This window comes from Pseudomonas sp. KBS0707 (assembly GCF_005937945.2).
GTDB classification, from domain to species: Bacteria; Pseudomonadota; Gammaproteobacteria; order Pseudomonadales; family Pseudomonadaceae; genus Aquipseudomonas; species Aquipseudomonas amygdali.
This window is the reverse complement of the sequence record NZ_CP041754.1, coordinates 5,781,089-5,805,132: the sequence shown is the minus strand read 5'-3', so window position 1 is coordinate 5,805,132 and position 24,044 is coordinate 5,781,089. Positions and strand designations below refer to the sequence as shown.

Genomic DNA, 24,044 nt, shown 5'->3' with positions numbered 1-24,044 from the left:
ATCACTAGTTAGTCAAGAAAAACGAGCACAGCCGCTCGAAGTCAGGATTTTCTTTGCAGAGTAAGAAAACCTGGACGCGTAGACTGACAAAGGATTTTCCCATGCATCTGGCTGGATATGCCCGGCATCAGGAATCGTTAAAGCTCGCGGGCTTCCCTCTGCATCGACCGGCAAGGGTTCAGCCTGTCACGAGGATTGAGCAAACCGGCGAAACCCTGGCCGTGCCTCCAGGCGTTGCGCCCGATCCGGAGGATCTGCCGGGTCATTTACTGTCTCCAAAAACCGCCGCGAGCATTACGTATATTCAGTGCAGGAAGAGGTGTTTGATTACATCGAAAAAATCACGAACGCCGTGCTCGCTGAGCAGCATGCGGCAAAGAAATATGCTGGGATTACTGATCAATAACGACTCAATAAATCGCCCAGCATCCTGGCGTCAGCAATTCGACGAGATTTTCATCGGGGTCGCGGAAGTAAATGCTTGATCCGCCCTGAGGCCATTCAGTCCGGCCTTCAATGGCGACTTCGGCCTGAGCAAGGCGATCAGCCCAGGGTTGCATCTGGTCGGCGTTGATAGCGAAGCACACATGAATTCGCCCTTGCGCATCATGAGGCGGTATTTCTCCGCCGCTCAGATACTGCGTCTGCAGTGAAGCTCCGCATTTGAACAGCAGCAAGGTACTTACACCGCCCACATTGAATGCCACCAATGTCGGGCTTTCAAACATGACCTCCAGTTCAAGGGTGTCGGAATAAAAGTCCCTGGCCTTGGCGAGGTTCTCTACATAGAGCGCCGTTTCGATAATTTTGTTGAGTCGTAGCATGTGGTGTCATCCCTTCCGTTTTGCGACAAGTCTTCCCTGATCAACGGCGTCTCGTTGATCAAGGGCGTGTGGCAAGTTTTACCGGGAGGCCGACGGGCTGACCAATGCTCGGTTCTTATGTGCGTTATAAGCCTGAACTATTAAAGAACACCAAAATGGGCCTGCGGGACATTTCTATGCCCGCCTTGTCACCACCAGCTCCACCGCTGCAATGCGGTCCACGTCTTCGTAACCCTCTTCAAGCAACTCTTCGCCAAACACATCCGGGTCCAGTTCGCGATAGGTCCATGCCAGCGCCGCATGATCGATATCGTTGCGTACGGCCTCGAAGAACGGGTCGTGCTCGCCCACCATGGCCACGCCGGTATAGAGCAGCAACGAGCCGCCCGGGGTAAGGCGATCCAGTGATTCGCGCAGGATGCGCACTGACAGGTCCGCGCCCAATGCGTCACCACCGTGGCGGTAGGCGCGGCGTTTGGCGTCTTTCATATACGGCGGGTTGGCAACGATGAGGTCGAAGTTGCCCGTCAGACCCGAGAGGATGTCGCTGTGGCAGCATTGCATGTTTTCCAGCCCGGCCACCCTGGCGTTGGTCTGAGCGAAATGCAGGGCCTTGGGGTTGATGTCGACGGCGTAGACCTGCGCCTGCGGGCGCGCAACTGCGATCAGCAGGGCACCAGCGCCGGTGCCACAGCCGATGTCGACAGCACGGCTGATCGAGTGTGAAGTGCCTTGCAGATGACGATTGATGGAGTGCGCAAAGCGATAGGTATCCGGACCGAAAAACACCGAGTCTTCATCGCCGGTAGGAAACGCGGAATGCACCAGCAACAAGTCATCCAGGCTTGAAAATCTCACCCGGCTCTTCAAGCCGTCTTCGTTGCGTTGAAGAATACCGGCTTCCAAAAGCCCTTGAGCCTCTGCAACCGGAAGCATGGATTCCGGTATCGTACGGCTCCAGCCGAAGACATCCCGCAGTGACGCGGCAATGCGGTTTTCCGTGCGTTGATTGACGTGTTGATGAGTCAACGGCGTGGGCGTGATGAAACGATAGCCACTGGTTTTGAGGCGCTGGGCGAGCGCAATCAGCGCGGCGCTGTCGGGCAGTGATTGAGTCATGGGCGGGCTCCTGTCACTCGTTCGGCCATGCTGCTGACAAACAGGCGAGTGGCATGCAGCCCGGCGGCTGTCGCGTGCCTTGCCGGAGACATGCTTTCGATCAACGTAGACATCTTCTCGGACGCTGCTGCCGACTCGAGTTTCATGTGCAGCTCGCGCACATCCGGGTCAGCATCCGCCGACGCAGGCACGGCAAGAACCGGCGATGGCTGAGCACCGCCTTGCAGATTGCGGAAACGGGATCGAAATGCTTCCGGCAGACGCTTGCCGACAGGCGGCTGAGCGCTGCCATCCGACAGCCAGTCGCCAGCGATCCAGTCGTGCACCAATTGCTTTTCGTAGCCATTGAACACGCCGAACATCGGTGCACCGACCCCTTCGAACAGTTTCCAGAAGCGGCTATTGAGAGGGTCGTCATGACGCTTGATCCAGCCCCTGTTCTGCAGCACGGCGACAAACTCCGGGATCTGGTCGGGTTCTGCGAGCCATTCGTTGACTGTCTTGCCGTCCAGACGGCAATAGTCGGAATGCATGTGCTGACCAAAGGTCCGCTTGCGTTCCAGCATGGCGATCACTTCCTGCTCCAGATCGAACGACTGGATCACAGCAGTCGAGCCCATGCCCAACTCGTTCAGCCTGTAGCCATTGGCGACACGGCGATAAAATTCGTCGCGTTCCTGGCCCACAGGCAACAGCTCAAGAACGCTCTGCGCAGCCTTGCGTGCGTGGCCGGTGCTGGCGTTATCGATCGTCACATGCAGCGTGAAGTAATAAGGGTCGATGCCCAGTTCATTCAGTTCGAACGATGTGATGAGCAAATGCAGCGGCAGCTGTTCATAGCCCAGGTTGTAACCAATCACCTCGGGAAGGTACTGCTCGCTCAGTTGCCCCAATGACAGCTGAATGGCGCCTTGCAGATAGGCGTCATCTGCCAGTGGGGCGCTGGTGTCGCAGTCCAGGTCGGCCAGCAACTTGCGATAAAGGGAGACATGATTCTGCGCCTGTTCGCCGTCGCCCAGTTCTTCCAGGTAAGTACGAATCAGACCGTGAAAACGGTAGTCTGCCCAATGCGGCAGCAAGCCATACAGCCATGCGCCGTCAACCAGCTTGGTCGGCGCGACCTGCTGAATGAAATACATCGCGTGAGCCTTGGTCTTGAAAAATCGCCTGGGTTGTCCGGCGCGACGTTGTTCAAGATAGAGCGCATAGTGATCGGCTACGACCCCTACGTTCTGCTCCATCCAGTGTTCCAGCGCTTCAGGCTGAGCCGGAAGGTCGCAGTTTTCCCGCTCGGCCTGGGCCAGGCAGTGATTCAGAAACATGACCGCATCGTGTTGATATTCTGGAGCACGTTCACTCATCCATGATTGATAGACGGTTTTTGAACAGGCTTCTTCAACGACGGTTTTGACGACGGCATTACCAGTCATCACTTGAAGAGACGTCATGAAAATCGTACCTCGGCAGTTGAAAATCACGATTGACGCGGTCACGCGAGACTTTCTGTTTTCTATGCAGCGTAGGTAAGTGAGTATCGTGATACGGGGAAATTCAGCGTATTTTGCCGAGGGCCGATAGGTGGCAGATGTGGTTATTCCATGAGCACGAATGCCTCGCGGAAAAAATGTATTCTGGTTCTGTGTGCACATCAGGAACAGGCGATCATGGACAACTCACATGGTGTACAGAACCTTGTCTGGCAAACCAGCCAAGTGTCCTCGACAGACCGTGAGCAGCATTTGAAGCAAACGCCGAAAACAGTCTGGCTGACCGGATTCAGCGGCTCCGGAAAGTCCACCATAGCGTTTGCACTGGAGCGAGCGTTGATGGACCTTGGCAGGCTTGCGTATACCCTGGATGGCGACAACATACGTCAGGGTTTGTGCCGGGATTTGGGGTTTGCTGCGGCAGACCGTTCGGAGAACATCAGGCGCATCGCAGAAGTCGCCCGGTTGATGAATGACGCAGGCCTGATCGTTATCTCGTCGTTCATTTCGCCCTATGAGGCCGACCGGGAAGCCGCTCGCTCGATCATTGGCCACGAACGCTTCATCGAAGTGTTTATCAGCACACCGCTTGAAACCTGCATTCAGCGTGACCCTAAAGGGCTTTATCGCCGGGCGTTGGCAGGCGAGTTGAAAGACTTTACCGGCATCAGCGCCCCTTACGAACCGCCTGCTGGCGCCGCCCTTTGTCTTGATAGCAGTCAATTATCAATGGATGACTGTCTTGAGCGAGTTTTACGACTGCTCAGTCTGAATACATAAGCTGGGTGCCTGAGTTCCACCTTGTCCGGCGCTGTAAACATCTGACAGTTCGTGAATGAACAACTCTTCTATGGTCGTACGAGCCATGGTTATACCCTTTTCAGCAAATGAAGGACTTATCCACAGGCAACGCTGATGTCCAGCCTGCCCGTGGACTCGTCTTATAGACCGTGTGCCATTGATGACCGGATGTGATCAGCGTCCTGGCAGGTTGTTATCAAGCAAGGTTCCAACCCCGAAGACCTTCATAGCCATCACCACCTGAAGACCCCGACGTGCAAGCAGCGCCTGAGCCTCGAAAGCACGAAGCCCTTTTACAAACACTGCGTCGGTCAACGCAGTATCCAACTCGCCCTGAGACGGGAGAGGTTTGCGGGAGCGAAGTTTTTTCATGATTCCGTTCTCCTGAACAAGACAGGCTTAAACCCGTTTCAAACATTTTTGCCCTGTACAAAACCAGAACCCAGATCCGCACCGGTAATAGGGTTGGCAGTCGGGTCGGACTGGGTTCGCTCCTTCATCATTTCCAGCACGTCTGCATCCTTGGCATCCAGCGTGACGGAAGCAGTGCCATCGCCGCCATCGACAGCCGGTTGTGGCGATTCCACATACTCCCAGTTACCGCCCTGGTTCCACGGGCCGCGTACGTTGGGTTCACCGGACATGTTGAAGTACTTGTTGGTAAATTCCGGCATGCCCGGCAGTTTGCCCTGCGGAAAGTTGGGCTGGATGGCGTGCAGGGCTTTTTCGAAAGACAACTGATGCGCGATTTCACGTGTCATCAGAAAGCCCAGTGCCTCTTTCACGCCCGGGTCATCTGTCACGTTCATCAAACGCTCGTAAACAATCTTCGCTCTGGATTCCGCAGCGATGTTGGAGCGGAAGTCAGCCGTTGGCTCGCCAATGGTATCGATGTAGGCCGCCGTAAAAGGCACACCGGCAGAGTTGGTCAACGGCGCACCGGCCCCGTACAGCAGGCTGGTGATATGGGAGTCGTTGCCATTGCCGTTGATGGAGCGGTAAAGCTCGCCTTCTTCTTCGATGCCTTCAGCCAATTGACCTTTGGCGCCTTTATTGAGCATGACAATAATGGAGCCGACTATTTCCAGGTGGCTCAACTCTTCGGTGGCGATGTCCATCAGCAAATCTTTACGGCCTGGATCCTCCTCGCTCAATCCTTGGGTGAAATAACGTCCGGCTGCTGCCAGCTCGCCTTGGGCACCGCCGAACTGTTCCAGCAGAAGATTGGCCAGTCCAGGGTTTGGTCTAGCTACCCGCACGGTATATTGAAGCCGCTTGTTATGAATAAACATGTCGTATCCTCAGGCGTGATCTTTTGGGAAGCGTCAACCCACCTGGATGGGTTTGATTCAACGCAGTCACTGGATATGAGAAGGCGGGTATGTATACGTTGCGTATAACTTTAGTGAACGGGATGAACGGCCCGAAAATCCGGGTTCAATAGAATTTTCTTATTCGCTTAATCTTTGAAAAACAACTCACTCTTAGTTCAGAGGCCCCGCAGGCAAAGCTGAGGGCGTAAGCCGTCTGTGCTGGCGAAAAATCCAAAAAAGAGGGGTTATAAACAAAGTCTATTAGTTGTCGTAGCCTTGCGCCCATCCCTATGGGTACGAACAAGGGTAGCTATATGATATCGTTTACATTATGGCATTAATATTTTGAATTTTTCGAAAACCCTGCGATCTGTTTTGCGAGTCGACAAAGCAGGAGCACCACAATGGCTGATGAAAAACACTACCGTATCGATTACCTGCTGCATGGCAGTTACAGGACGTTCTATATAAGAGCGGTGGTCATGGACAATAAAGAAGCCTGGCACTGGGCGTCGGTTGATGCAGGATTCGGTGCGATCCCCAAGTACCGTTCCGACCCGGTACCAAAGCTGAGCAAGCCTCAGGCTGAAAAGCTGGGGTTGTCGAACGTGGAGTGGACGAGGGCTTGAAAGGCCCTCGTTCAAAACGCTATGACGCTCACCGTTGTGCGTCACGATGCCGCACAACGGTGTACGCGCTGAAAGATCTGTGGTCGACAGATCTGCCAGATGGACACCCGTTTCCTCCGTACTGAACTGAATCCACCTCATTTGGATCAGCGTTCACCGCAAGCTTCACTCCCCAGGCTCCGCCCCCGCGTCTTCCCGCAAACCCCCGCGACCTCAGGTTCTATGTAGCCCTGCCGATAGACCGGTATCAGATGATGGCCCTCATTGAACTTCCAGATGGGGCACAGCTCTGAGGTGATGTCACTATGCCTCTATCTGAATGGATGATTCCCTTCAAAGCGGCACCACTGACCTTGCACCTGCCGTGATGCAAAGAAATAAAGGAGCTTTTTCAGCCGGATCGGGCACCTAAATTAAAATAGAGACCACTATGAACATCCTTTCGCCTGGTATTTACCTTACCAATCGCCTGCGGTTCCCTGCCAAGTTTGCCGTTTTAGCCATCATTATCGTCATCCCGCTGATCGTTCTCGGTCTTCGGGTTTTCAACAGTCTGAATGCGAGCATCGACACCGTTGCCCAGGAACGCATCGGTCGTGAATATTTGCATGTCGTGACGCCCGTTCTCCGACTCTCCATGCTGCAGCGTGCAGCAACCAACCGTTTGCTCGCCGGTGATGCCTCCGCTGCCCAGGATCTGGCCAGCAACCGCACTCAGCTTGAAACAGCATTTAATAACCTCGCCGACATGGATGCCCGCCAGGGAAGTCTGTTGGAGACCGAGAGTCGCGTACAGCGTCTTCGTGAAAGTGCGCGTTCCCTGATGGAAAGTACCAAGCCCGGTCTTTCGCAAGACGAGGTGCTTGCACAGTGGAATGAGCAGCTGGCCCAGACACTCAACTTTATCTATTACGTCTCGGCTACCTCGGGCATGGTACTGGACGAAGATTATGCCTCGCTGTTTCTGATCGACCTGAGCACCATTCGCATGCCCAGAGAAATCAACGTGGCCGGTCAGATCCGGGGTATCACCGCCGGTTTGAGTACTGGTCAGGGGCTAAGCGTACCGATGCGCGGCTCGCTTGAGAGCCTGCTGAAGATCGAGCTGCAATTTCGTGCGGAGCTGGAGCAAAGCATTCGACTGCTCAAGCGTCGTGCGCCAGAGCTTGCCTCGCGCATTGGTGACCCTATCGCTTCGGCTACCTCGACGATGGACGGCTTTCGCAATGACCTGCAAGCGTACGTCAAAGGTACGGAATTCTCGGTGCCGCAGGGGCAGGCGCTGAGCGCGCGCGGTAACGCTGTGGTCGCCGGGCTTTATAAGGCCCAGGACGAAATTCAAAGTGCGCTTCAAGGTGAACTGGATACGCGTTACAGCGCGCAGTTGCTGCAACGCGAAGTCGTGATTGCCATGTGCGTAATCATGGGCTTGCTGTTGCTCTATGCGTTCTTCAGCATCTACCGTGCCCTGCGCCTGACCATTGATGGTCTGCTGGGCGTCACCCGTCGCCTGGCCGGCGGTGATCTGAGCGCCCGTGTACAGGTGAGCAGCAAGGACGAAGTGGCTGACATCGCCAACGGTCTGAACCTGATGGCCGAAGCATTCGCCAGCTCCATTTCGCACATGGACCGCACGTCATACGAGCTGTCTGATGTAGCTGCCCGCCTGGGCACCTCCATCGGTCTGGCCAAGCAGTCGATGAACGCGCAACAGGCTGAAACCGAGCAAGTGGCGACCGCCATCAACGAAATGACCACAAGCGTGGCCGACGTAGCGCAGAACACCGAAGGTGCTGCGCTGGCTGCTGATGAAGCGAACACTGCCTCGCGTAACGGGCTGCGCATCATGCATCAGGCCCACTCGACCATTCAGGCTCTGGCTGAAGAAGTGGAAGTCAGCGCCCAGAAAGTCCAGGCGCTGGCCCTGCACAGTCAGTCGATTGGTGGCGTTATTCAGGTCATCAGTACGATTGCCGATCAGACCAACTTGCTGGCCCTGAATGCTGCCATCGAAGCGGCCCGGGCTGGCGAGCAAGGCCGTGGGTTTGCTGTGGTGGCTGATGAAGTCCGCACACTGGCTTCGCGCACTCAGGCGTCGACCGAAGAAATCCGCAACATCATCCAGCAACTGCAAAGTGCCACCGATGTTGCCGTGCAGCAGATGCAGGCCGGCCAGCAAAAGGCTCAAGCGTGCATCAGTGCCGCCAGCGATGCTTCTGGCAGCCTGTCGAGCATCAGCCAGGGCGTCGAGCGTATCGTCGAGATGAACACTCAGATCGCCAGCGCCGCGGTGCAGCAGCATGCGGTTTCCGAAGACATCAACCGTAATGTCATGGAGATCCGCAACAGCTCCGGGACCTTGATGCTGGGTATCGACAACAATGCGGTCACTGCCGAAGAACTGGCGCGAGTTGCCACCGACATGCGCAATGTCGTGGCGCGTTTCAAGCTGACTGCCTGACCGGATCGGGGGCTTGCAGCCCCCCGATTCTCCTCTCGAATCGGCGTTCGAACGCTGATTGCCTTTTTTTGATCAAGTTTTGCTCTTCTGCAGCCGATAGCTCTGGCGCGCGGGTTTGCTGTCCATAAAAACAAATCTTCAGCTCTTTCGTCGCGCACAAAAAGCATTTTCAGGAGATTTTATGAACAGCAGCTTTGCGAATATCAGCGTCAACATGAAGTTGGCATTGGGCTTTGGGACGGTTCTTTTTTTCACTGCCATTCTCGCCCTGGTCGGCTGGACCAGCCTCGATAAACTCATCAATCGCACCGACAGAATCGGCGACATCACTGAGTTGAGTGACAACTTGACCAATCTGCGGGTCGCGCGCCTGCAATATATGCTGACTGACGGCGATGAAACCGCCGCACAAAACATGCAGAGCAAGCTGGATGTCTTCAAGGCGCAGCAGCAATCACTGCTCATCAGCTTCAACAACCCGCTCAACCTCAAGCCTCTGCGCGAACTGGCCGATGTCACCCGTGACTATGAAGCCTCGTTGAACAGCATGCGCGCTGCGTTTCAGGCTGGCGCCAAAGTGCGTAACGAGATGACCGCCAATGCCATGGTTGCCATGCGGGCTGTCGACTCGTTGAACGATGCCGTCACGCAGATTGATCCTGCGGACCCGGCGCGTTTTGATCAGGCCCAACTGGCGACTGCCGCCAGGCAAGACCTGATTCTGGTTCGCTATGAAGTACGTGGTTATACCAGCAACCCCAATGACAAGACCGAGACAGCAGCTTTTCAGCAACTGGATACGGCGATCAGTCATCTGGACAGGCTCAAAACCACTTTTGGCGCTGCCAACCGCGAACAGATTGCCCAGTTTGAAAGCGCTCTTCGTAGCTACCGCAGCTCGGTCGACGCTTTCAAGGCCACCACTCAGACTGCTGCGAGCGTGCGTAAGGACCTGACTTCCCAAGGTGCTGCCATCGTCAAACTGGGCGAAGAGCTGTATGGCATTCAGATGCAGATGGGCAAGGATGACACCGCTCAGGCGCGTAATCTGCAGATCGGTTGCGTGCTGTTGGTCATGTTGCTGGGCATTCTTGCGGCCATCGTCATTACCCGGCAGATCACCCGGCCGCTGCGCGACACGCTGGCGATTGTCGAGCGCATCGCTGCTGGCGACCTGACTCATACCGAAGCTGTCACCCGACGTGACGAACTGGGCGTATTGCAGCAGGGCATCCAGCGCATGGGCACCACCCTGCGCGAGCTGATTTCCGGTATTCGTGACGGCGTCACGCAGATTGCCAGCGCTGCCGAAGAGCTGTCGGCGGTTACCGAGCAGACCAGCGCCGGGGTCAACAGCCAGAAGGTCGAGACCGATCAGGTGGCGACCGCCATGCATGAAATGTCGGCCACCGTGCACGAAGTGGCACGCAATGCCGAGCAGGCGTCCGTTGCTGCCTCCGATGCCGACAAGCAGGCCCGTGAGGGTGACAAGGTCGTCGGCGAAGCCATCCAGCAGATCGAGCGACTGGCCGCCGAGGTGGTTCGCTCATCCGATGCAATGAACGTGCTGGAGCAGGAAAGCGACAAGATCGGCAAGGTTATGGATGTAATCAAGGCGGTTGCCGAGCAGACCAACCTGTTGGCACTCAACGCGGCCATTGAGGCCGCGCGTGCCGGGGAAGCCGGTCGTGGTTTTGCCGTGGTGGCCGACGAGGTCCGCGGCCTGGCGCAACGGACCCAGCAGTCCACCGAGGAGATCGAGGGCCTGGTGGCTGCATTGCAGAATGGCACGCGTCAGGTGTCGGGCATCATGCTTGGCAGCCGCACACTGACTGACAGCAGTGTCGAGTTGACGCGCAGGGCCGGTACGTCACTGGAAAGCATCACCCGGACCGTGTCGAATATTCAGGCGATGAACCAGCAGATCGCAGCCGCCGCCGAGCAACAAAGCTCGGTGGCCGACGAGATCAGCCGCAGCATCGTCAACGTTCGCGACGTATCGGAGCAGACCGCCGAAGCCAGCGAAGAAACCGCAGCCTCCAGCGTCGAACTGGCGCGTCTGGGAGGCCAGTTGCAAACGATGGTCAGCCACTTCCGCGTCTGAATCAGCGCACTGTTGTGCCCGTGCGGAGCGGGGCGCGTGAGGTGTTCTTTCGGACACCTCTCGTTCCCTGCGCTCCAGCTAAGAAGTCATAAAGAGGACGCAGAGCGTCCAGAACGGCATGCGACGCAGAGCGTCGCACGATAGCTTGCGTTCTCACAGACACCTATCGTTCCTCACGCTCCAGCGTAGGAATGCCTTGGGTGACGCTCTGCGTCACAAATCTGCGCCGCGCCGACTGTTCACGATCGGGCGCAGAACATTCAGAACGGCATACCCGTTAGTCCTGCAAATATACGTTGGTATATATAACTCATACTCACAGATAAACATGACCTACTTTTGCAGGTTTTAACAGTTGTTCAAAACTCGATAAGCTTTACTCACTGTCCGGCAACTATTAACTCACGGCCTTTTTCTGTTATCGCCGACCGCCTGTTTGTTTATCACGCTGGCGGGTACGCGCCTGCACAGCCGATTCGAGGTGAACAATGCATTCGATATTTGAATTCGGTAAAAGCCTGCGCACGCCCCGTTTTGTAAAACCCGGTGCGCGCACTCCTTATTGGGCCGATGGTATTTGCCTGGTCGTTATTGCCGTGTTTATTGCGCTGGTGCTGTATGGCGTGGGCCAGATGATGCAGCCACTTGCCGCGCTGAACTCAAGCCCGATGAGCCTCGACCCTGCGCGCCTGCCCGAATATGCATTGCGCACCACGCTGCGCATGTTCATCGCGCTGGCCGCTTCGCTGGTTTTCACGTTTGTCGTGGCCACGCTGGCGGCCAAAAGCCGTAAGGCCGAGCAGGTGATTATCCCGGCGCTGGATATTCTTCAATCGGTTCCGGTACTGGGGTTTCTGACGTTCACAGTGACCTTTTTCATGGGGCTGTTCCCCGGTCGGCAAATGGGTGTCGAATGCGCAGCGATTTTTGCCATTTTCACCAGCCAGGCATGGAATCTCGCATTCAGTTTCTATCAGTCACTGCGTACCGTGCCGAGCGACCTGAATGAAGTCACCCGGCAGTTCGGACTGTCTCCACTGCTGCGTTTTACCCGTCTGGAGCTGCCGTTCGCCGTACCGGGGCTGGTGTGGAACATGATGATGTCGATGTCCGGCGGCTGGTTTTTTGTGGTCGCTTGCGAAGCCATTTCGGTCGGCGACACCACGGTCAATTTGCCCGGCATCGGCTCGTGGCTGGCGCTGGCCATCGAGCAGAAAAACCTTGCTGCGATTGCCTGGGCGGTGGGCGCAATGGCGCTGGTGATCCTGGCCTATGACCAATTGTTGTTCAGGCCGATCGTGGCATGGGCGGACAAGTTTCGCTTCGAGCAAACCGCGTCGTCAAAGCGTCCGCGCTCCTGGATGTACAGCCTGCTGGGTCGCTCGCGGGTGGCACCGATGCTGGGCTCGATCCTCGCTGCGCCGTGCAAATGCCTGATGCTGATCGATTGGCGCGTGGTATCCCGGCTGTGGAACGTAAAGCTCACGCCTGGCGTTGCCCGGTTGCTCGACTATCTATGGCTGGCCCTGGTGATGGCTGCTTGCCTGACCGGCAGTGTTTACCTGTTCAGGTTCATCGAGACATCGCTGGGCATGAGCGACCTGGTCACCGCGTTGGGATTGGGGCTGGCAACAATGGTGCGGGTGATTGTCCTGATCGTCATCGCCAGCCTGATCTGGGTGCCTGTTGGTGTATGGATCGGCTTGCGTCCGGTCTGGGCTGAACGCTTGCAGCCGATAGCGCAGTTCATGGCGGCTTTTCCAGCCAACGTACTGTTCCCTTTTGCAGTGATTGCGATTGTCGGCCTGCACCTGAACCCGGACATCTGGCTTTCGCCGCTGATGGTGCTCGGCACCCAGTGGTACATCCTGTTCAACGTGATCGCAGGGGCCAGCGCCTTGCCGACTGACCTGCGCGAAGCGGCCACGATATTCAACATGCGCGGCTGGCAGTGGTGGCGGCGTGTGGCCTTGCCGGGGGTGTTCCCCTACTACGTCACCGGGGCGCTGACCGCATCGGGTGGGTCGTGGAACGCCAGCATCGTCGCTGAAGCGGTGTCCTGGGGTGATCAGCATCTGGAAGCGGCAGGGCTGGGTTCTTACATCGCCAACGCGACTCAGGCGGGAGACTTTCCACGCGTTGCGTTGGGCATTGTTGTCATGTCGATCTTCGTCATCGCGTTCAACCGGTTGCTGTGGCGTCCGCTGTACGGGTTTGCCGAGCGGCGTCTGAGTCTTGTGTGATTTTGATTGAGGAGGGCGCCATCATGATGGCTGTCGAAACGCGTTGCCTGGTAGACGTTCAGAAAGTCCGACATGTGTACGGCAAAGGCAGCAAAGAGCGCCTGGTGCTGGATGACGTGACACTGACGCTCAATGAGAACGAAATAGTCGGCTTGCTGGGTCGCTCCGGCTCGGGCAAGTCCACCCTGCTGCGCTCCATCGCGGGGTTGGTGGTGCCCACCGAAGGCGAAGTGAATTTTCCTCGCCGCGTGCAGGGGCGGGCGATGTCGGTAGGCATGGTTTTTCAGAGCTTTGCCCTGTTCCCGTGGCTGACCGTGCTGGAAAATGTCGAAGTCGGGCTTGAAGCGCAACGTGTGCCACCTGCCGTGCGTCGCAAGCGCGCGTTGGCGGCCATCGACCTGATCGGTCTGGACGGCTTTGAGAGTGCTTACCCCAAAGAGCTTTCAGGCGGCATGCGCCAGCGGGTGGGCATGGCACGAGCGCTGGTGATCGACCCTGATGTACTGCTGATGGACGAGCCGTTTTCCGCGCTCGATGTGCTGACGGCCGAAACCCTGCGCACCGACTTGCTGGATATGTGGAGCGAAGGGCGCATGCCCATCAAGTCGATCCTGATGGTGACGCACAACATTGCCGAAGCCGTGCTGATGTGCGATCGCATTCTGCTGTTCTCCTCCAATCCGGGTCGGGTGATCAGCGAGATCAAGGTCGATCTGCCTCAGCCGCGCAACCGTCAGGACCCAATCTTCCGGGCGCTGGTGGAGGAGATTTACGTGCTGATGACCCAGGACAACGATGCAGGCGAAATACGTCAGGGCGTGTTTCCAGGCACCGGGCTGGGCATGGTCTTGCCGCAGGTGTCCACCAATGCGCTGGCAGGGCTGATCGAAGCCATTCATGCGCCGCCCTACAGCCTCAAAGCGGACCTGCCGGAACTGGCCAGCGCGCTGCACTACAACGCCGACGAGCTGTTCCCGATTGCCGAGGTCCTGCAACTGCTGCGTTTTGCAGAACTCAAGGGCGGTGATATTCGCTTGTTGCCTGCCGCAAATCGCTATGCGCTGGCGGATGTGGACGAACGCAAGCAACTGTTTGCCCAGCACCTGCTGAGCTTCGTGCCGCTGGTCGCGCACATTCGGCGAGTGCTGGATGATCGCCCCACGCACACGGCACCGGCGCGGCGTTTTCGCGATCAACTGGAAGACTTCATGTCGGAAAGCGATGCCATGCAGACCCTGAATGTCGTTACGCAATGGGGGCGTTACGCCGAGCTGTTCGCTTATGATGAGCTGGCCGATCAGTTCAGTCTGGATAACCCGTCCTGAGGTTTGTACGACATACTCGGCAGGCCTTTTGAAGAGCGAGATGGTGCAGATGCACGAGCCAGAATCCTGTAGCAGGACCGCGATGGTCGTCAGGTGGGTCGCTTTGCTGGCGCTGGCGCTGGTCATCGCGATTGCCGATACCCTGACCGATCTGGAGATCGCCGTGGGGGTGTTCCAGATCGCGGTGGTGTTGCTGGCGGTCAGGCTTTTGCCGTTCAGGGGCGTTATTGTCATGGCGGCGGTGTGCATGCTGCTGACGGTGGTCAGTTACGAAATGACCACCTCCAGAGGCAGCGAGGCGTCCGGGCTGATCAACTGCGTCATCAGCCTGGCCGCCATCGCCATGACCACCTGGCTGGCGCTGCGTATGGCGCGGGCCATCCGCACGGTTCATGAAGCGCGCTCGCAGCTGGCGCACATCGCACGGGTCAATCAGTTGGGTGAGCTTGCTGCGTCCATTGCCCATGAGGTGAATCAGCCGCTGTCGGCGATTGTCATCAGCGGTAACGCCTGTCAGCGCTGGCTGGCCACCGAGCCGGTCAATCTGGAAAAGGCCCGTCAGGCAGTCGAGCGCATGATCGGTGATGCTAATCGCGCCGGAGATATCATCGTGCGCGTGCGCGCCCTGGCGAAGCGCTCGTCGACGCACAAAGAGTGGATCAGTGTGGCGGACACGGTGGCCGAGATTGTCGCGCTTGCGCACAGCGAGATAGACGGGCAGGGCGTCACACTGTCGGTTGACGTGCCGGAGGGAATGCCACCGCTGCTGGCTGACCGGGTGCAGATCCAGCAAGTGCTGCTGAACCTGATGCTCAACGGCATGGACGCGATGAGGAAAGTCGAACCGGAACAGGCGCAACTGGACGTGCGGGCCGAGTGGCGCGGAGGCGGGGAAATCGAGTTCACTGTCAGCGACAGCGGCGTAGGGATTCAGCCGGAAGCAGCCGACCGGCTTTTCGACGCTTTCTACACCACCAAGGAGGAAGGCATGGGGATTGGACTGGCGATCAGTCGGTCTATCATCGAAGCCCATGGCGGGCGAATCTGGGTGACGCCCAACCCCTCAATCGGCGCCACGTTTCATTTCACGCTGCCCACTGGAAAAATGGAAACCTGATGAACACAGCCGCCACTGCACCGCAGGCCGAAGAGCCGGTCATCTTTGTCATCGATGACGACCTCTCGGTGCGTTCTTCGCTGGAAGACCTGCTGGCGTCAGTCGGCTTGCGCAGCATGTTGTTCGGCTCGACCCGCGAGTTCATGGACACCCCTCGTCCTGATGCGCCGGGCTGCCTGATTCTGGACATTCGCATGCCCGGCATGAGTGGCCTGGATTTTCAGGAGCACATGGCCAGGTCGGGGATTTTTCTGCCGGTCATTTTCATCACCGGGCATGGCGACATCCCTATGTCCGTAAGGGCGATGAAGGCCGGTGCGGTGGAGTTTCTGACCAAACCCTTCCGTGACCAGGACTTGCTGGATGCGCTCCAGCAAGGGCTTGAGCGAGACCGCAGCCGTCGCCGCAACTCCGCCGTCGAAGCCGAGTTGCAGCGCCGTCACGCCAGCCTGAATCATGGCGAACAGCAGGTGATGGAACTGGTCGTCAGTGGCTTGCTCAACAAACAGATCGCAGCCCGCCTGAACGTGAGTGAAATCACCGTCAAGGTCCGGCGTGGCTCGGTCATGCGCAAGATGGAAGCCGACTCGCTGGCTGACCTGGTCAAGTTTGCCGAGCGGCTCAAAGAACTCCGTTGATTAACCCACGCCCGCACACTTATCGTTCCTTGCGCTCCAGCGTGTGACCGCCTTGCGTGAGACTCCGTGTCACAACTCTGCGCCGCGCTGCTTGCTCGACTCATTCACCAGTTGTGGCAATACGTAGTTGCGCACCACGTACAACGAACCCTCTGCGCTCAAGTGTCCCGAGTCGATCTGCAGCAATGAGCGGCTGTTTTCCAGGCGTACCCGGCAGGCATCGGCGATGCACAGCTTGTCGATCAGCGACACAAACTGGATGCCCGCCGATACAGCCAGCACGCGGGTTGTCTGATCCACCCGCATGACGCTTTGATCCAGCGCCGGATCGCGGATATGCGACTCGCTCAGCCCCCAATGACGGTTGACGATGACACTGGGCAGCGATGGGCTCCACGACGGCATCGGACCGATCAGCACGATATGTTTCACGCCAAAGCCCTTGAGGCGGGCCGCAATCTGCTTCCAGTCGGTCTTGTCGTGGCCATCCTTCTGCGCGATGACCACGATGTCCGGACGCAGCCTGTCGATGCTCTGCAGGGCAGTCCTGTTGGAGTAGTCGCAGGCCTTGCTGGTCGCTGACGCGCGTCCCTCGTGGTCATTCAGGTCGGGAACGCAACTGGCCGAGGCCACCTGATAGAAGGGGGTCGTGCGTGTCAGCAAGGTACGCAGCCCGAGTGACAACGCCTGGGCGTGAGAATCGCCCCACAAGAACACTCCGCCCGGCCCCTGTTTGCGCGTGCAGGTCTCGTCGATGCCCGACTGGCCACGCTGGGTCAGGGCGGAAAAGGCGTCACATTTCAGCCAGTAGGGCTCGTACAGGTTGTGCTGTCGATCAACGTATTCCTGGATGAAATGCGCCTTTTCCGAAACACTGATCGGGCGAAGTGGCGATACCGCGCCTCGCGTCGCACCCACCAGCGCCCCCGCCACAAAGACCAGAACGACCAGTGCGCCAGGCATGGCAAATTTCCGGCGCTGGTCAGGTTGATGTGGGATGGCGGGCCGCTCGATCAACCGCCATGAGATCAGCCCCAGTGTCAGGGCCACACCGATGCCCAATAGCACCGTGCGGGTGTCGCCCAGCAAACCGGTGTAGTTCATCCACACCACCACCGGCCAGTGCCACAGGTACAACGAGTACGACAGTTTGCCTGCCCATTGAAACAGCGGGCTGCAGGTCAGCAGCGAATCATTGCGGGCCGCCGCGATCACCGCGAAAGTCCCCAGCACCGGCATCAGCACCAGATACCCTGGCCACGTATCCTGCACGGACAGCAGACAGAAACCGGCAACGATCAGCGCCAGTCCGACCTGTTCCAGAACTCGCTGCTGTAGGGGCCTGAGTTGCAGCGGGAACAGGCAGGCCACGCCACCCGCGAGCAACTCCCAGGCACGGGTCGGCAGCAGGTAAAACGCGGCTTCTGGCCATCGGGACGAGGCAAACACACACACCACAAAGCCCGCCAGACTTGCGCCCAGCACCCACCAGCGCAGATTGTGCAGCGCGACAAAGCGACTGAGGAGCAACAGTGCAATCGGGTACAGCAGGTAAAACTGCCACTCCACCGACAGCGACCAGGTGTGCAGCAGCCATTTCTCATGAGCACTGGCGGTGAAATAACCGGCCTCGCGCCAGTAGACAACGTTGGAAACGAATCCCAGGCTGCTGGCCACATGAGTGCCCAACGCGCTGTAGTCCAGCGGCAGCAAAGAGAACCAGCCCAGCAGCAAGGCAAGACACAGCACCGCGAGGGCCGGGACGATGCGTCTGGCCCGCGACGTGTAGAATGTTGTCAGCCTGAATTTGCCGCTTCTCAAGCCACGTAGGATGATCCCGGTAATCAGATACCCCGAGATCACGAAAAACACGTCCACCCCTGCGAAACCGCCAGGCAGCCAGGCGGGTTGAAAGTGAAAGAGCAGCACCGCAGCCACCGCGATGGCGCGCAGCCCATTGATGTCTTTTCTGAAGTCCATTTGAGAAAGCCATCCGGTGGATGATCGTGAGGGAGAGTGGCACTGTGCAGCGGCCGGTAAATGATCTGGCGGTCCGTCAGTGGGCAGCGGAGGGCAGCCTGAGCGCATGGCTTGCAGCGGATTGTCTGCCGGCAATCACATGACCAATGGCCACGCCTATAAACAGATTGGCGACAGCGACCTCGAACATGTCGGTGGTCCAGCTGATCAGGCACCAGCAGAAACTGATCGCCAGCAGCATGTGGCCGATGCGGGTCTGATCATCGATCAGTCGGAACAACAGCGGAATCTGTAGCGCGTACAGCAACAGCCCCAGCACGCCCAGCATCGCCCACAGATACAGGGCCGAGCTGTCCATGCCGAGAAATACGCCGGCACCTTCGACCGGAAACAGCCCCATTGTGCTACCGACCATGCCGAAGCCCGCGCCGCTGATCATCCAGCCTTCGCGGCTCATGGCATTTATCAGGTTGGGCCAGGTATTGATCATCCGGTCATACAGCGAGGCCAGAGAGCCGCCGCTACTCACCGCATAGGCATCGGGGCTCACAATCAGCCCTAGAGTCGGTAGCAGCAGCCCGATGCCTGCCACCACGATGCAAAGCGTTCGGCAGGTCCAGCTCATTCGCCGCAGCAACAGCAGAATGAGGGTCAGGGCGAATGCCGCGGCTGGCGCTTTGCTGGTGGTCAGCACGATGGCGTAAAGCGCCACGGCACTGAGCAGGATCATCATCAGGCGTGAGCGCAGGAACATGATCAGGTACAGCGTGTAGAAGGCGATCATGATCGACAGCACGTTGGACACTCTGGCGAAACCGGCAATGCGGTCTACCTCGTCCGCGCTCCATGTGGTGTTGGCGCTCAGTTCGGTTTCACCGACGCTGTAGCTGTAGCCCTTCCAGGGCACCGAGGTGTACTTGTCCAGAGCCATACCCAGCAGTGAGGCCAGCAGGCAAAAGCCGATGGCGCGGTACAACAGCGTGCGGCGGTAGAGCAGGTGCTTGCTGCACACCAGGCCGAACACCAGCGGGCTCAGCGCGAACAGACTGAACGCCAGGTTGTAGACGCTGGCGCGATGTAGCATGGCCAGCAGCCCGGAAATCAGCCACACCACCATGAACGCCCAGAACAACCGTCCCGCTTTGAAGGTGCACAGCTCAAGCACAAACAACAGGATGCAGGCAGCTTTGGGCATGTAGAGCAGGGGGCTGATGCCTGCCTGATCGAAGTAGAAGCGCAAGGCTCCGGAGAAGGTCTCGACCAGAATCAGGCTGATGGCGACCCACACCACCACCGTGGATTTATCAAAGGACATCACCGACGACCTGGTGTCGGCGCTGTTCGCAGTAGTCAACGCCATGCTGGCTGCCTTCTGGATATGCGTCAGGGGAATTGCGCGGACAAAGCTACCGCCCGACGATCACGGGCATGTGTCGACACAGGAAGGCTCTGGGAGATGAAAGGTCTGGAGCGAACGCTCGCAACGGCGTGACAACACGTATATCAGTCGCAGTTCGGGCAACTGTCAATTAATTAGTCAGGATTAAGGGCTATGCGCTGCACTTAGTACCCGGGACAGGACGCGGAGCGTTCAGAACGGCGTGCCCACGCTGGGGCATGGGCACGATAGTGTTTTGGCGGGCACTTAGTTGAGCTCATCGTTCCTCACGCTCCAGCGTGGGAAAGCAGTGCGTGACGCTCCGCGTCACAATTCTGCGCCGCACTGCACATTCAGGATCGGACGCGGAGCGTCCAGAAAGGCATGCGACGCAGAGCGTCGCACGATAGTTGCACCTATCGTTCCTCACGCTCCGCGTGGGAATGCCTTTCGTGACGCTCTGCGTCAACTATCTGCGGACTACGGGTACTTGCGTCTGTCCGGTGCTGGCGGGAAGTACTGGTACATCCACGTTTCGCTCAGCGTACGGTCGCCAGTGCGGATGAACATGCGCATTTCAACCGGCTCGACCGAGTCGCTGTCCGGTACCCAGTCGAAGGTGACGCGGTAGCCCTTGATGTCCGGCAATACGAGGATGTTGAAGTCCTGCACCTTGCCATGCGTGACCGTGACGATGGGCTCGATCCCGGTGCCTTCCGGCAAGCGATCCAGACCGCCGCCGTTGAAATCCACAGCAAAGCGGCGCGCCCAGGTTTTCGGGTAATGCTCGCCAGGTGCCCAGCCTTCGAGGAAGCCGCCCATGCCTGAACGAGTGGCATGGACCTGCGCCAGCGGCGTGCTTACAGGTGGCAACGGGCTCCAGAACAACTTGTAGCCATAGTTCATCGAATCCCCGGCCTTGACCGGCGTTTTCGGTGTCCAGAACACCACGATGTTGTCCATCGTTTCGCCCGTGGTCGGCAGCTCCAGCAGGCTGACCTCGCCCTCGCCCCACGCGGTAATCGGCTCGACCCACAGACTCGGACGGCGGCTGTACCAGACTACGGTGTCCTGATAGCTGGAAAACTCGTGATCGCTCTGCACCAGCCCGAAACCTTTCGGGTCGGTGTCGGCGAACGCGCTGAATTGCGGTTTGGCCGGGTTGTTCAGCGGACGGCAGATCCACTCACCATTACCGCGCCACATCGACAGGCGATCCGAATCGTGAATTTGCGGATGAATGGTGTCGCACATGCGGCGCTCGTGAGTGCCGCAACTGAACATGCTGGTCATCGGCGAAATGCCCAGTTGCTGGATATCGGTACGGGCATTGATGTGCGCGTCGATTTCCATGACTACCTGGCCAGCCTGACAGTCGATGTCGAAGCGGTAGGCACCGGTTGCACTGGGTGAGTCGAGCAGTGCGTAAACCACAAAGCGTGTGGCGTTTTTATCTGGCGTTTCAAACCAGAACTTGGTGAAGTCGGGGAATTCTTCCTGACGCTTGGCGTAACTGTCGATGGCCAGGCCGCGGGCCGACAAACCGTATTGCTTGTTGCTGTCCACGGCCCGGAAATAGCTGGCACCGAGGAACGAAACAACGTCGTTGATGGCGATTTCCGGTGCCTTGAACAACTTGAAGCCTGCAAAGCCCAGATCGCCCTTGACCAGATTCTTGTCGATGCCGCTGCTTTCGTAATTGAACAGGTCATGGCGGAAATGCACTTCGCGCGCCTGCTTGTTCTGCGGGTCGACGCTGTACATGCGCACCGGCGTCTTGAAACCCATGCCGACGTGGAAGAAATGCACGTCGAGCTGACCGTGGACGTCTTTCCACAGTGAGTGGTTCGGGTCGTAGCGAATGGCATTGAATTGCAGCGGCGTCATATCTGCCAGGACGGGTGGCAGCACTTGCTTGTTGCTCACATAGCCTTTGCCTGCGAGCTTCTTGGCATGGGCTTGCAGCTCTGCAAAATCGAAGTGTTCGATCTCGCCATCGGCTGCGGCGGCCAGTGCTCGCGCAGCATAAAGCCCTGAGGCCGACACGCTGCCGTAAGCGGCCAACGCCATGGACGCTTTCAGGAGATTTCTGCGATTCATAAGGGTGAAGCCTCTGAGTAATTCTGTGCGTCCTGCACAAAAAATGGCGCGCCAACGACTCCTTGCCGAACGCAAACTACCCACAACAGATAACAAAGACGAGATCCCGTTCGGAAATCAGTCAAAAAAAATCGCTGATTGTGCTCAATGGAAGCGGCATCCAGATGGCAGGAATGGACGTTTTTCAGGCCTGTTGGGGTGGGTTGAATGCGCTCGGCACCGCTTGGCGCAAGGCTTGCGAGCGAGGTGGGTGCGCAGCGCCGGTCAGGGCGATAGGGTGCGTTGGCGCAGAGCGCCCGAATATGCGCGCAATATTCAGCAACCATTTTGCCGGGTCGCAGACTGAGCAAATGTCAGCCTGCCGCAGGCAGAGCGTCCAGTACCGCATGCTGGTGCGGAGCATCTGCACGATATCCAGCCCAATCATTTGCCGCTATATCGTATTCGTTCAGGCAATAGTCCTGACGAAAGTTTCACTCTGCGTGTTATATCGTAACGCTATGATGCAGCTGCATTAATGGATGCCGATACACGGCTCTCCACAGGGCAATAATCAGCGGGTGCCGGGGTAGTGATGCGGGTTGATTTGGGTGAGCACGATGGCCTCGAAGGCCTGCCGCGTTTTCAAATGGCGGTGCAACAGGTTCGGCGTCTCGGGCGACTGATGTATGTGAGCGGTGGGGTGGGCGCGTTCGGGCTGCTGCTGGCGCTGTCCATCGATCTGTTTTCCCCTGGTTCATTGTGGATGGCCGTGCTGGGCAATGCGTCGGCGGCGCTGATACTGCTCGCTGCGGGCCTGCAGTCGGCCAGGCACGTCGCGATGTGGCGTGCCCGCGCGTTGGCTGCACCTGTTGCTGCAGACTCTCCCACAACGGCGCAAGCGCTCGATGAAACCGCCTGGTATGAGCGCCTGCTTACCCGGCTGAGCGATTCGGGCGAGTCACTGGTTCGGCACATCGGCAGCTCGACCCTGTGGCTTGCCGGGTGGGCAGTGCTGGCGTTGATCGTCATCCGCGCCTTCTGGAACCTGACGTTGTCTGGCTCCGACCTTTCCACTTCAGGCAATCTGGCGGGCAGTATCCTGTTGCTGTTGGCGTTCGGGCTATTGGTCATCGAGCGGCAACTGAGCAGCGAGCCCGAAGGCCAGTCGCCAGAGGCCGGGGCGCTGGCGCAGCTGGTGCGCATGACGCTTATCGTTCTGCTGGTCGGCGCGTTGTGCCTGTTCTTCTCCAGCGCTGATCGCGTCTGGCCTGCACGGCTGGCTGTGTTGATCGGCCTGCTGCCATTGGGTGTGGCGCTTGAATTTCTATTGCGGGCTGTGTTGTCGGTGTTCAGCCCGCGCACTCCGCGTCTCGAGCCGCGCCTGCTGGCCGCCAGTTTTATCGCTGACCTGCTGCGCTGGCCGCCGCGCCCGTTGCTCGCTTTGCAGCATGAGCTGCACAACCGCTTCGGCATCGATCTGCGCCAGATCTGGGCCTTTACCTACATGCGCCGCGCCTTTTTGCCGGTGCTGGCGGTGGTTGCAGCGCTGGGGTGGGCGCTGAGCGGCGTGCATGAAATTCCGATGCAGGGGCGAGGCATTTACGAGCGGTTCGGCAAGCCGGTCGAAGTCTTCGGACCGGGTCTGCATGTCGGTTTGCCTTGGCCGTTCGGCCGGGTTCTGGCGGTTGAAAACGGCGTGGTACATGAGCTGGCGACCAGTGTTTCTGCGGCCGACGCGGCCGAGCAGACGCTGGACCCGGCGGAAGGCCCGCCGCCGGGCAGCGCTAACCGACTGTGGGATGCCAGCCATATCAACGAAAAATCCCAGGTCATTGCCAGCAGTGCCGGCGACAAGCAGAGCTTTCAGATCGTCAATATGGATGTGCGGTTCGTCTACCGCATCGGCCTGACAGATGCCGCGGCGATGGCCTCGACCTATAACAGCGCCGATATTCCTTCTCTGATCCGCAGCACGGCCAGCCGCGTGCTGGTGCATGACTTTGCCTCGCGCACGCTGGACGAGCTGCTCGGCGAACAGCGCAGCGGGCTGGCCGATGACATCGGCAAAGCCGTGCAGGCTGACTTGCAGCGTCTGGACAGCGGCGTTGAACTGCTCGCCACGGTGGTCGAAGCCATCCACCCGCCAGCGGGTGCCGCCAATGCCTATCATGCCGTGCAGGCTGCGCAGATCGGCGCACAGGCGCTGATCTCCCGCGAACGCGGCGCGGCCAGTGACAAGGCCAACCAGGCGCAACTCAATGCCAGCGTTGCCCGCGATCAGGCCAGCGCTGCAGCCCGTGAAGTTCTGGCCACAGCGCAAGGCGCGGACCTGCGCTTCAGTGCCGAGCGCCAGGCCTATGCCAAGGCAGGGCAGGCGTTTTTGCTGGAACAATACCTGGCGCAACTGACCGAAGGCCTGGGCAATGCCAAGCTGCTGATACTCGACCACCGTCTGGGCGGCGACAACGCGCCGACCATCGACCTGCGTACCTTCACCCCACCGGCAGACCCAACGGCGCCGCGTAAAGCCGTTCAGTAAGGAG

At 58.5% G+C, this 24,044-nt stretch carries 17 protein-coding genes and 2 pseudogenes; 11 read left to right on the top strand and 8 right to left on the bottom strand.

Annotated features, from left to right (window positions below):
• Window positions 1-410 precede the first annotated feature (410 nt).
• The 3 genes from FFH21_RS28000 to FFH21_RS27990 all read right to left on the bottom strand — a co-directional run bounded on the left by FFH21_RS28000 (window position 411) and on the right by FFH21_RS27990 (window position 3,391).
• Window positions 411-824: a VOC family protein gene (locus FFH21_RS28000; protein WP_004660647.1), complete on the bottom strand. Its 414-nt coding sequence runs from the start codon at window positions 822-824 to the stop codon at window positions 411-413.
• Between the two features lie 174 nt (window positions 825-998).
• Window positions 999-1,943: a class I SAM-dependent methyltransferase gene (locus FFH21_RS27995; RefSeq protein WP_011169927.1), complete on the bottom strand. Its 945-nt coding sequence runs from the start codon at window positions 1,941-1,943 to the stop codon at window positions 999-1,001.
• Window positions 1,940-3,391, bottom strand: a complete 1,452-nt coding sequence (locus FFH21_RS27990; protein ID WP_041924891.1) for an iron-containing redox enzyme family protein — start codon at window positions 3,389-3,391, stop codon at window positions 1,940-1,942. The genes FFH21_RS27995 and FFH21_RS27990 overlap by 4 nt, the downstream gene beginning before the upstream one ends.
• A gap of 216 nt (window positions 3,392-3,607) precedes the next feature.
• Between FFH21_RS27990 and cysC the strand changes: the two genes are divergently transcribed.
• Complete coding sequence (cysC, locus tag FFH21_RS27985; protein ID WP_011169925.1) at window positions 3,608-4,210, top strand: adenylyl-sulfate kinase; 603 nt, start codon at window positions 3,608-3,610, stop codon at window positions 4,208-4,210.
• A 195-nt stretch (window positions 4,211-4,405) separates the two neighbouring features.
• Here cysC and FFH21_RS27980 read toward each other — a convergent pair whose 3' ends face one another.
• Both FFH21_RS27980 and FFH21_RS27975 read right to left on the bottom strand, forming a co-directional pair.
• Window positions 4,406-4,603 carry a hypothetical protein gene (locus FFH21_RS27980; RefSeq protein ID WP_004660651.1) on the bottom strand — a complete coding sequence of 66 codons (198 nt, stop codon included), beginning with the start codon at window positions 4,601-4,603 and terminating at the stop codon, window positions 4,406-4,408.
• A 38-nt stretch (window positions 4,604-4,641) separates the two neighbouring features.
• Complete coding sequence (locus FFH21_RS27975) at window positions 4,642-5,523, bottom strand: manganese catalase family protein (protein WP_004660652.1); 882 nt, start codon at window positions 5,521-5,523, stop codon at window positions 4,642-4,644.
• 425 nt (window positions 5,524-5,948) lie between these two features.
• On the opposite strand from FFH21_RS27975, the gene FFH21_RS27970 reads away from it, so the two are divergent.
• The 9 genes and pseudogenes from FFH21_RS27970 (at window position 5,949) to FFH21_RS27935 (ending at window position 16,061) form a co-directional block, all read left to right on the top strand.
• A complete protein-coding gene (locus FFH21_RS27970) occupies window positions 5,949-6,173 on the top strand; it encodes a DUF6555 family protein (protein ID WP_004660653.1) in 225 nt (74 codons plus the stop codon).
• Between the two features lie 430 nt (window positions 6,174-6,603).
• Window positions 6,604-7,764, top strand: a pseudogene (locus FFH21_RS31225) (HAMP domain-containing protein); the annotation flags it as partial.
• Window positions 7,765-8,634, top strand: coding sequence for a methyl-accepting chemotaxis protein (locus FFH21_RS31220; protein WP_371217867.1), 870 nt, complete (start codon window positions 7,765-7,767; stop codon window positions 8,632-8,634).
• 181 nt (window positions 8,635-8,815) lie between these two features.
• Window positions 8,816-9,835, top strand: a pseudogene (locus tag FFH21_RS31215) (methyl-accepting chemotaxis protein); the annotation flags it as partial.
• A gap of 39 nt (window positions 9,836-9,874) precedes the next feature.
• Window positions 9,875-10,738: a methyl-accepting chemotaxis protein gene (locus FFH21_RS31210; protein WP_369812074.1), complete on the top strand. Its 864-nt coding sequence runs from the start codon at window positions 9,875-9,877 to the stop codon at window positions 10,736-10,738.
• A gap of 488 nt (window positions 10,739-11,226) precedes the next feature.
• A complete protein-coding gene (locus tag FFH21_RS27950; RefSeq protein WP_011169923.1) occupies window positions 11,227-12,981 on the top strand; it encodes an ABC transporter permease subunit in 1,755 nt (584 codons plus the stop codon).
• Window positions 12,982-13,001: 20 nt separating this feature from the next.
• On the top strand, window positions 13,002-14,306 hold the full coding sequence (locus FFH21_RS27945) for an AAA-associated domain-containing protein (RefSeq protein ID WP_029241027.1): 1,305 nt from the start codon (window positions 13,002-13,004) through the stop codon (window positions 14,304-14,306).
• 49 nt (window positions 14,307-14,355) lie between these two features.
• On the top strand, window positions 14,356-15,423 hold the full coding sequence (locus FFH21_RS27940; RefSeq protein ID WP_032704343.1) for a sensor histidine kinase: 1,068 nt from the start codon (window positions 14,356-14,358) through the stop codon (window positions 15,421-15,423).
• The gene (locus tag FFH21_RS27935) at window positions 15,423-16,061 is read left to right on the top strand and encodes a response regulator transcription factor (RefSeq protein ID WP_004660659.1); all 639 of its coding nucleotides are present in this window, start codon (window positions 15,423-15,425) and stop codon (window positions 16,059-16,061) included. The genes FFH21_RS27940 and FFH21_RS27935 overlap by 1 nt, the downstream gene beginning before the upstream one ends.
• Before the next feature lie 69 nt (window positions 16,062-16,130).
• Here FFH21_RS27935 and FFH21_RS27925 read toward each other — a convergent pair whose 3' ends face one another.
• The 3 genes from FFH21_RS27925 to FFH21_RS27910 form a co-directional block, all read right to left on the bottom strand.
• On the bottom strand, window positions 16,131-18,041 hold the full coding sequence (locus tag FFH21_RS27925) for an acyltransferase family protein (protein WP_041924684.1): 1,911 nt from the start codon (window positions 18,039-18,041) through the stop codon (window positions 16,131-16,133).
• 76 nt (window positions 18,042-18,117) lie between these two features.
• Window positions 18,118-19,401, bottom strand: a complete 1,284-nt coding sequence (locus FFH21_RS27920; RefSeq protein WP_004666617.1) for a hypothetical protein — start codon at window positions 19,399-19,401, stop codon at window positions 18,118-18,120.
• Between the two features lie 498 nt (window positions 19,402-19,899).
• Window positions 19,900-21,519: a glucan biosynthesis protein D gene (locus FFH21_RS27910; RefSeq protein WP_004667163.1), complete on the bottom strand. Its 1,620-nt coding sequence runs from the start codon at window positions 21,517-21,519 to the stop codon at window positions 19,900-19,902.
• Window positions 21,520-22,093: 574 nt separating this feature from the next.
• On the opposite strand from FFH21_RS27910, the gene hflK reads away from it, so the two are divergent.
• Entirely contained in the window at window positions 22,094-24,040 is a 1,947-nt protein-coding gene (hflK, locus tag FFH21_RS27900) for a protease modulator HflK (protein ID WP_011169920.1), read from the top strand.
• The last annotated feature ends 4 nt before the right edge of the window (window positions 24,041-24,044 follow it).

What these genes read in the sequence shown, in the direction of transcription:
- FFH21_RS28000 (WP_004660647.1), bottom strand. Translation starts at nt 824, where the DNA reads ATGCTACGACTCAACAAAATTATCGAAACGGCGCTCTATGTAGAGAAC.
- FFH21_RS27995 (WP_011169927.1), bottom strand. Translation starts at nt 1,943, where the DNA reads ATGACTCAATCACTGCCCGACAGCGCCGCGCTGATTGCGCTCGCCCAG.
- FFH21_RS27990 (WP_041924891.1), bottom strand. Translation starts at nt 3,391, where the DNA reads ATGACGTCTCTTCAAGTGATGACTGGTAATGCCGTCGTCAAAACCGTC.
- cysC (WP_011169925.1), top strand. Translation starts at nt 3,608, where the DNA reads ATGGACAACTCACATGGTGTACAGAACCTTGTCTGGCAAACCAGCCAA.
- FFH21_RS27980 (WP_004660651.1), bottom strand. Translation starts at nt 4,603, where the DNA reads ATGAAAAAACTTCGCTCCCGCAAACCTCTCCCGTCTCAGGGCGAGTTG.
- FFH21_RS27975 (WP_004660652.1), bottom strand. Translation starts at nt 5,523, where the DNA reads ATGTTTATTCATAACAAGCGGCTTCAATATACCGTGCGGGTAGCTAGA.
- FFH21_RS27970 (WP_004660653.1), top strand. Translation starts at nt 5,949, where the DNA reads ATGGCTGATGAAAAACACTACCGTATCGATTACCTGCTGCATGGCAGT.
- FFH21_RS31220 (WP_371217867.1), top strand. Translation starts at nt 7,765, where the DNA reads ATGGCCGAAGCATTCGCCAGCTCCATTTCGCACATGGACCGCACGTCA.
- FFH21_RS31210 (WP_369812074.1), top strand. Translation starts at nt 9,875, where the DNA reads ATGGGCACCACCCTGCGCGAGCTGATTTCCGGTATTCGTGACGGCGTC.
- FFH21_RS27950 (WP_011169923.1), top strand. Translation starts at nt 11,227, where the DNA reads ATGCATTCGATATTTGAATTCGGTAAAAGCCTGCGCACGCCCCGTTTT.
- FFH21_RS27940 (WP_032704343.1), top strand. Translation starts at nt 14,356, where the DNA reads ATGCACGAGCCAGAATCCTGTAGCAGGACCGCGATGGTCGTCAGGTGG.
- FFH21_RS27935 (WP_004660659.1), top strand. Translation starts at nt 15,423, where the DNA reads ATGAACACAGCCGCCACTGCACCGCAGGCCGAAGAGCCGGTCATCTTT.
- FFH21_RS27925 (WP_041924684.1), bottom strand. Translation starts at nt 18,041, where the DNA reads ATGGACTTCAGAAAAGACATCAATGGGCTGCGCGCCATCGCGGTGGCT.
- FFH21_RS27920 (WP_004666617.1), bottom strand. Translation starts at nt 19,401, where the DNA reads ATGGCGTTGACTACTGCGAACAGCGCCGACACCAGGTCGTCGGTGATG.
- FFH21_RS27910 (WP_004667163.1), bottom strand. Translation starts at nt 21,519, where the DNA reads ATGAATCGCAGAAATCTCCTGAAAGCGTCCATGGCGTTGGCCGCTTAC.
- hflK (WP_011169920.1), top strand. Translation starts at nt 22,094, where the DNA reads ATGCGGGTTGATTTGGGTGAGCACGATGGCCTCGAAGGCCTGCCGCGT.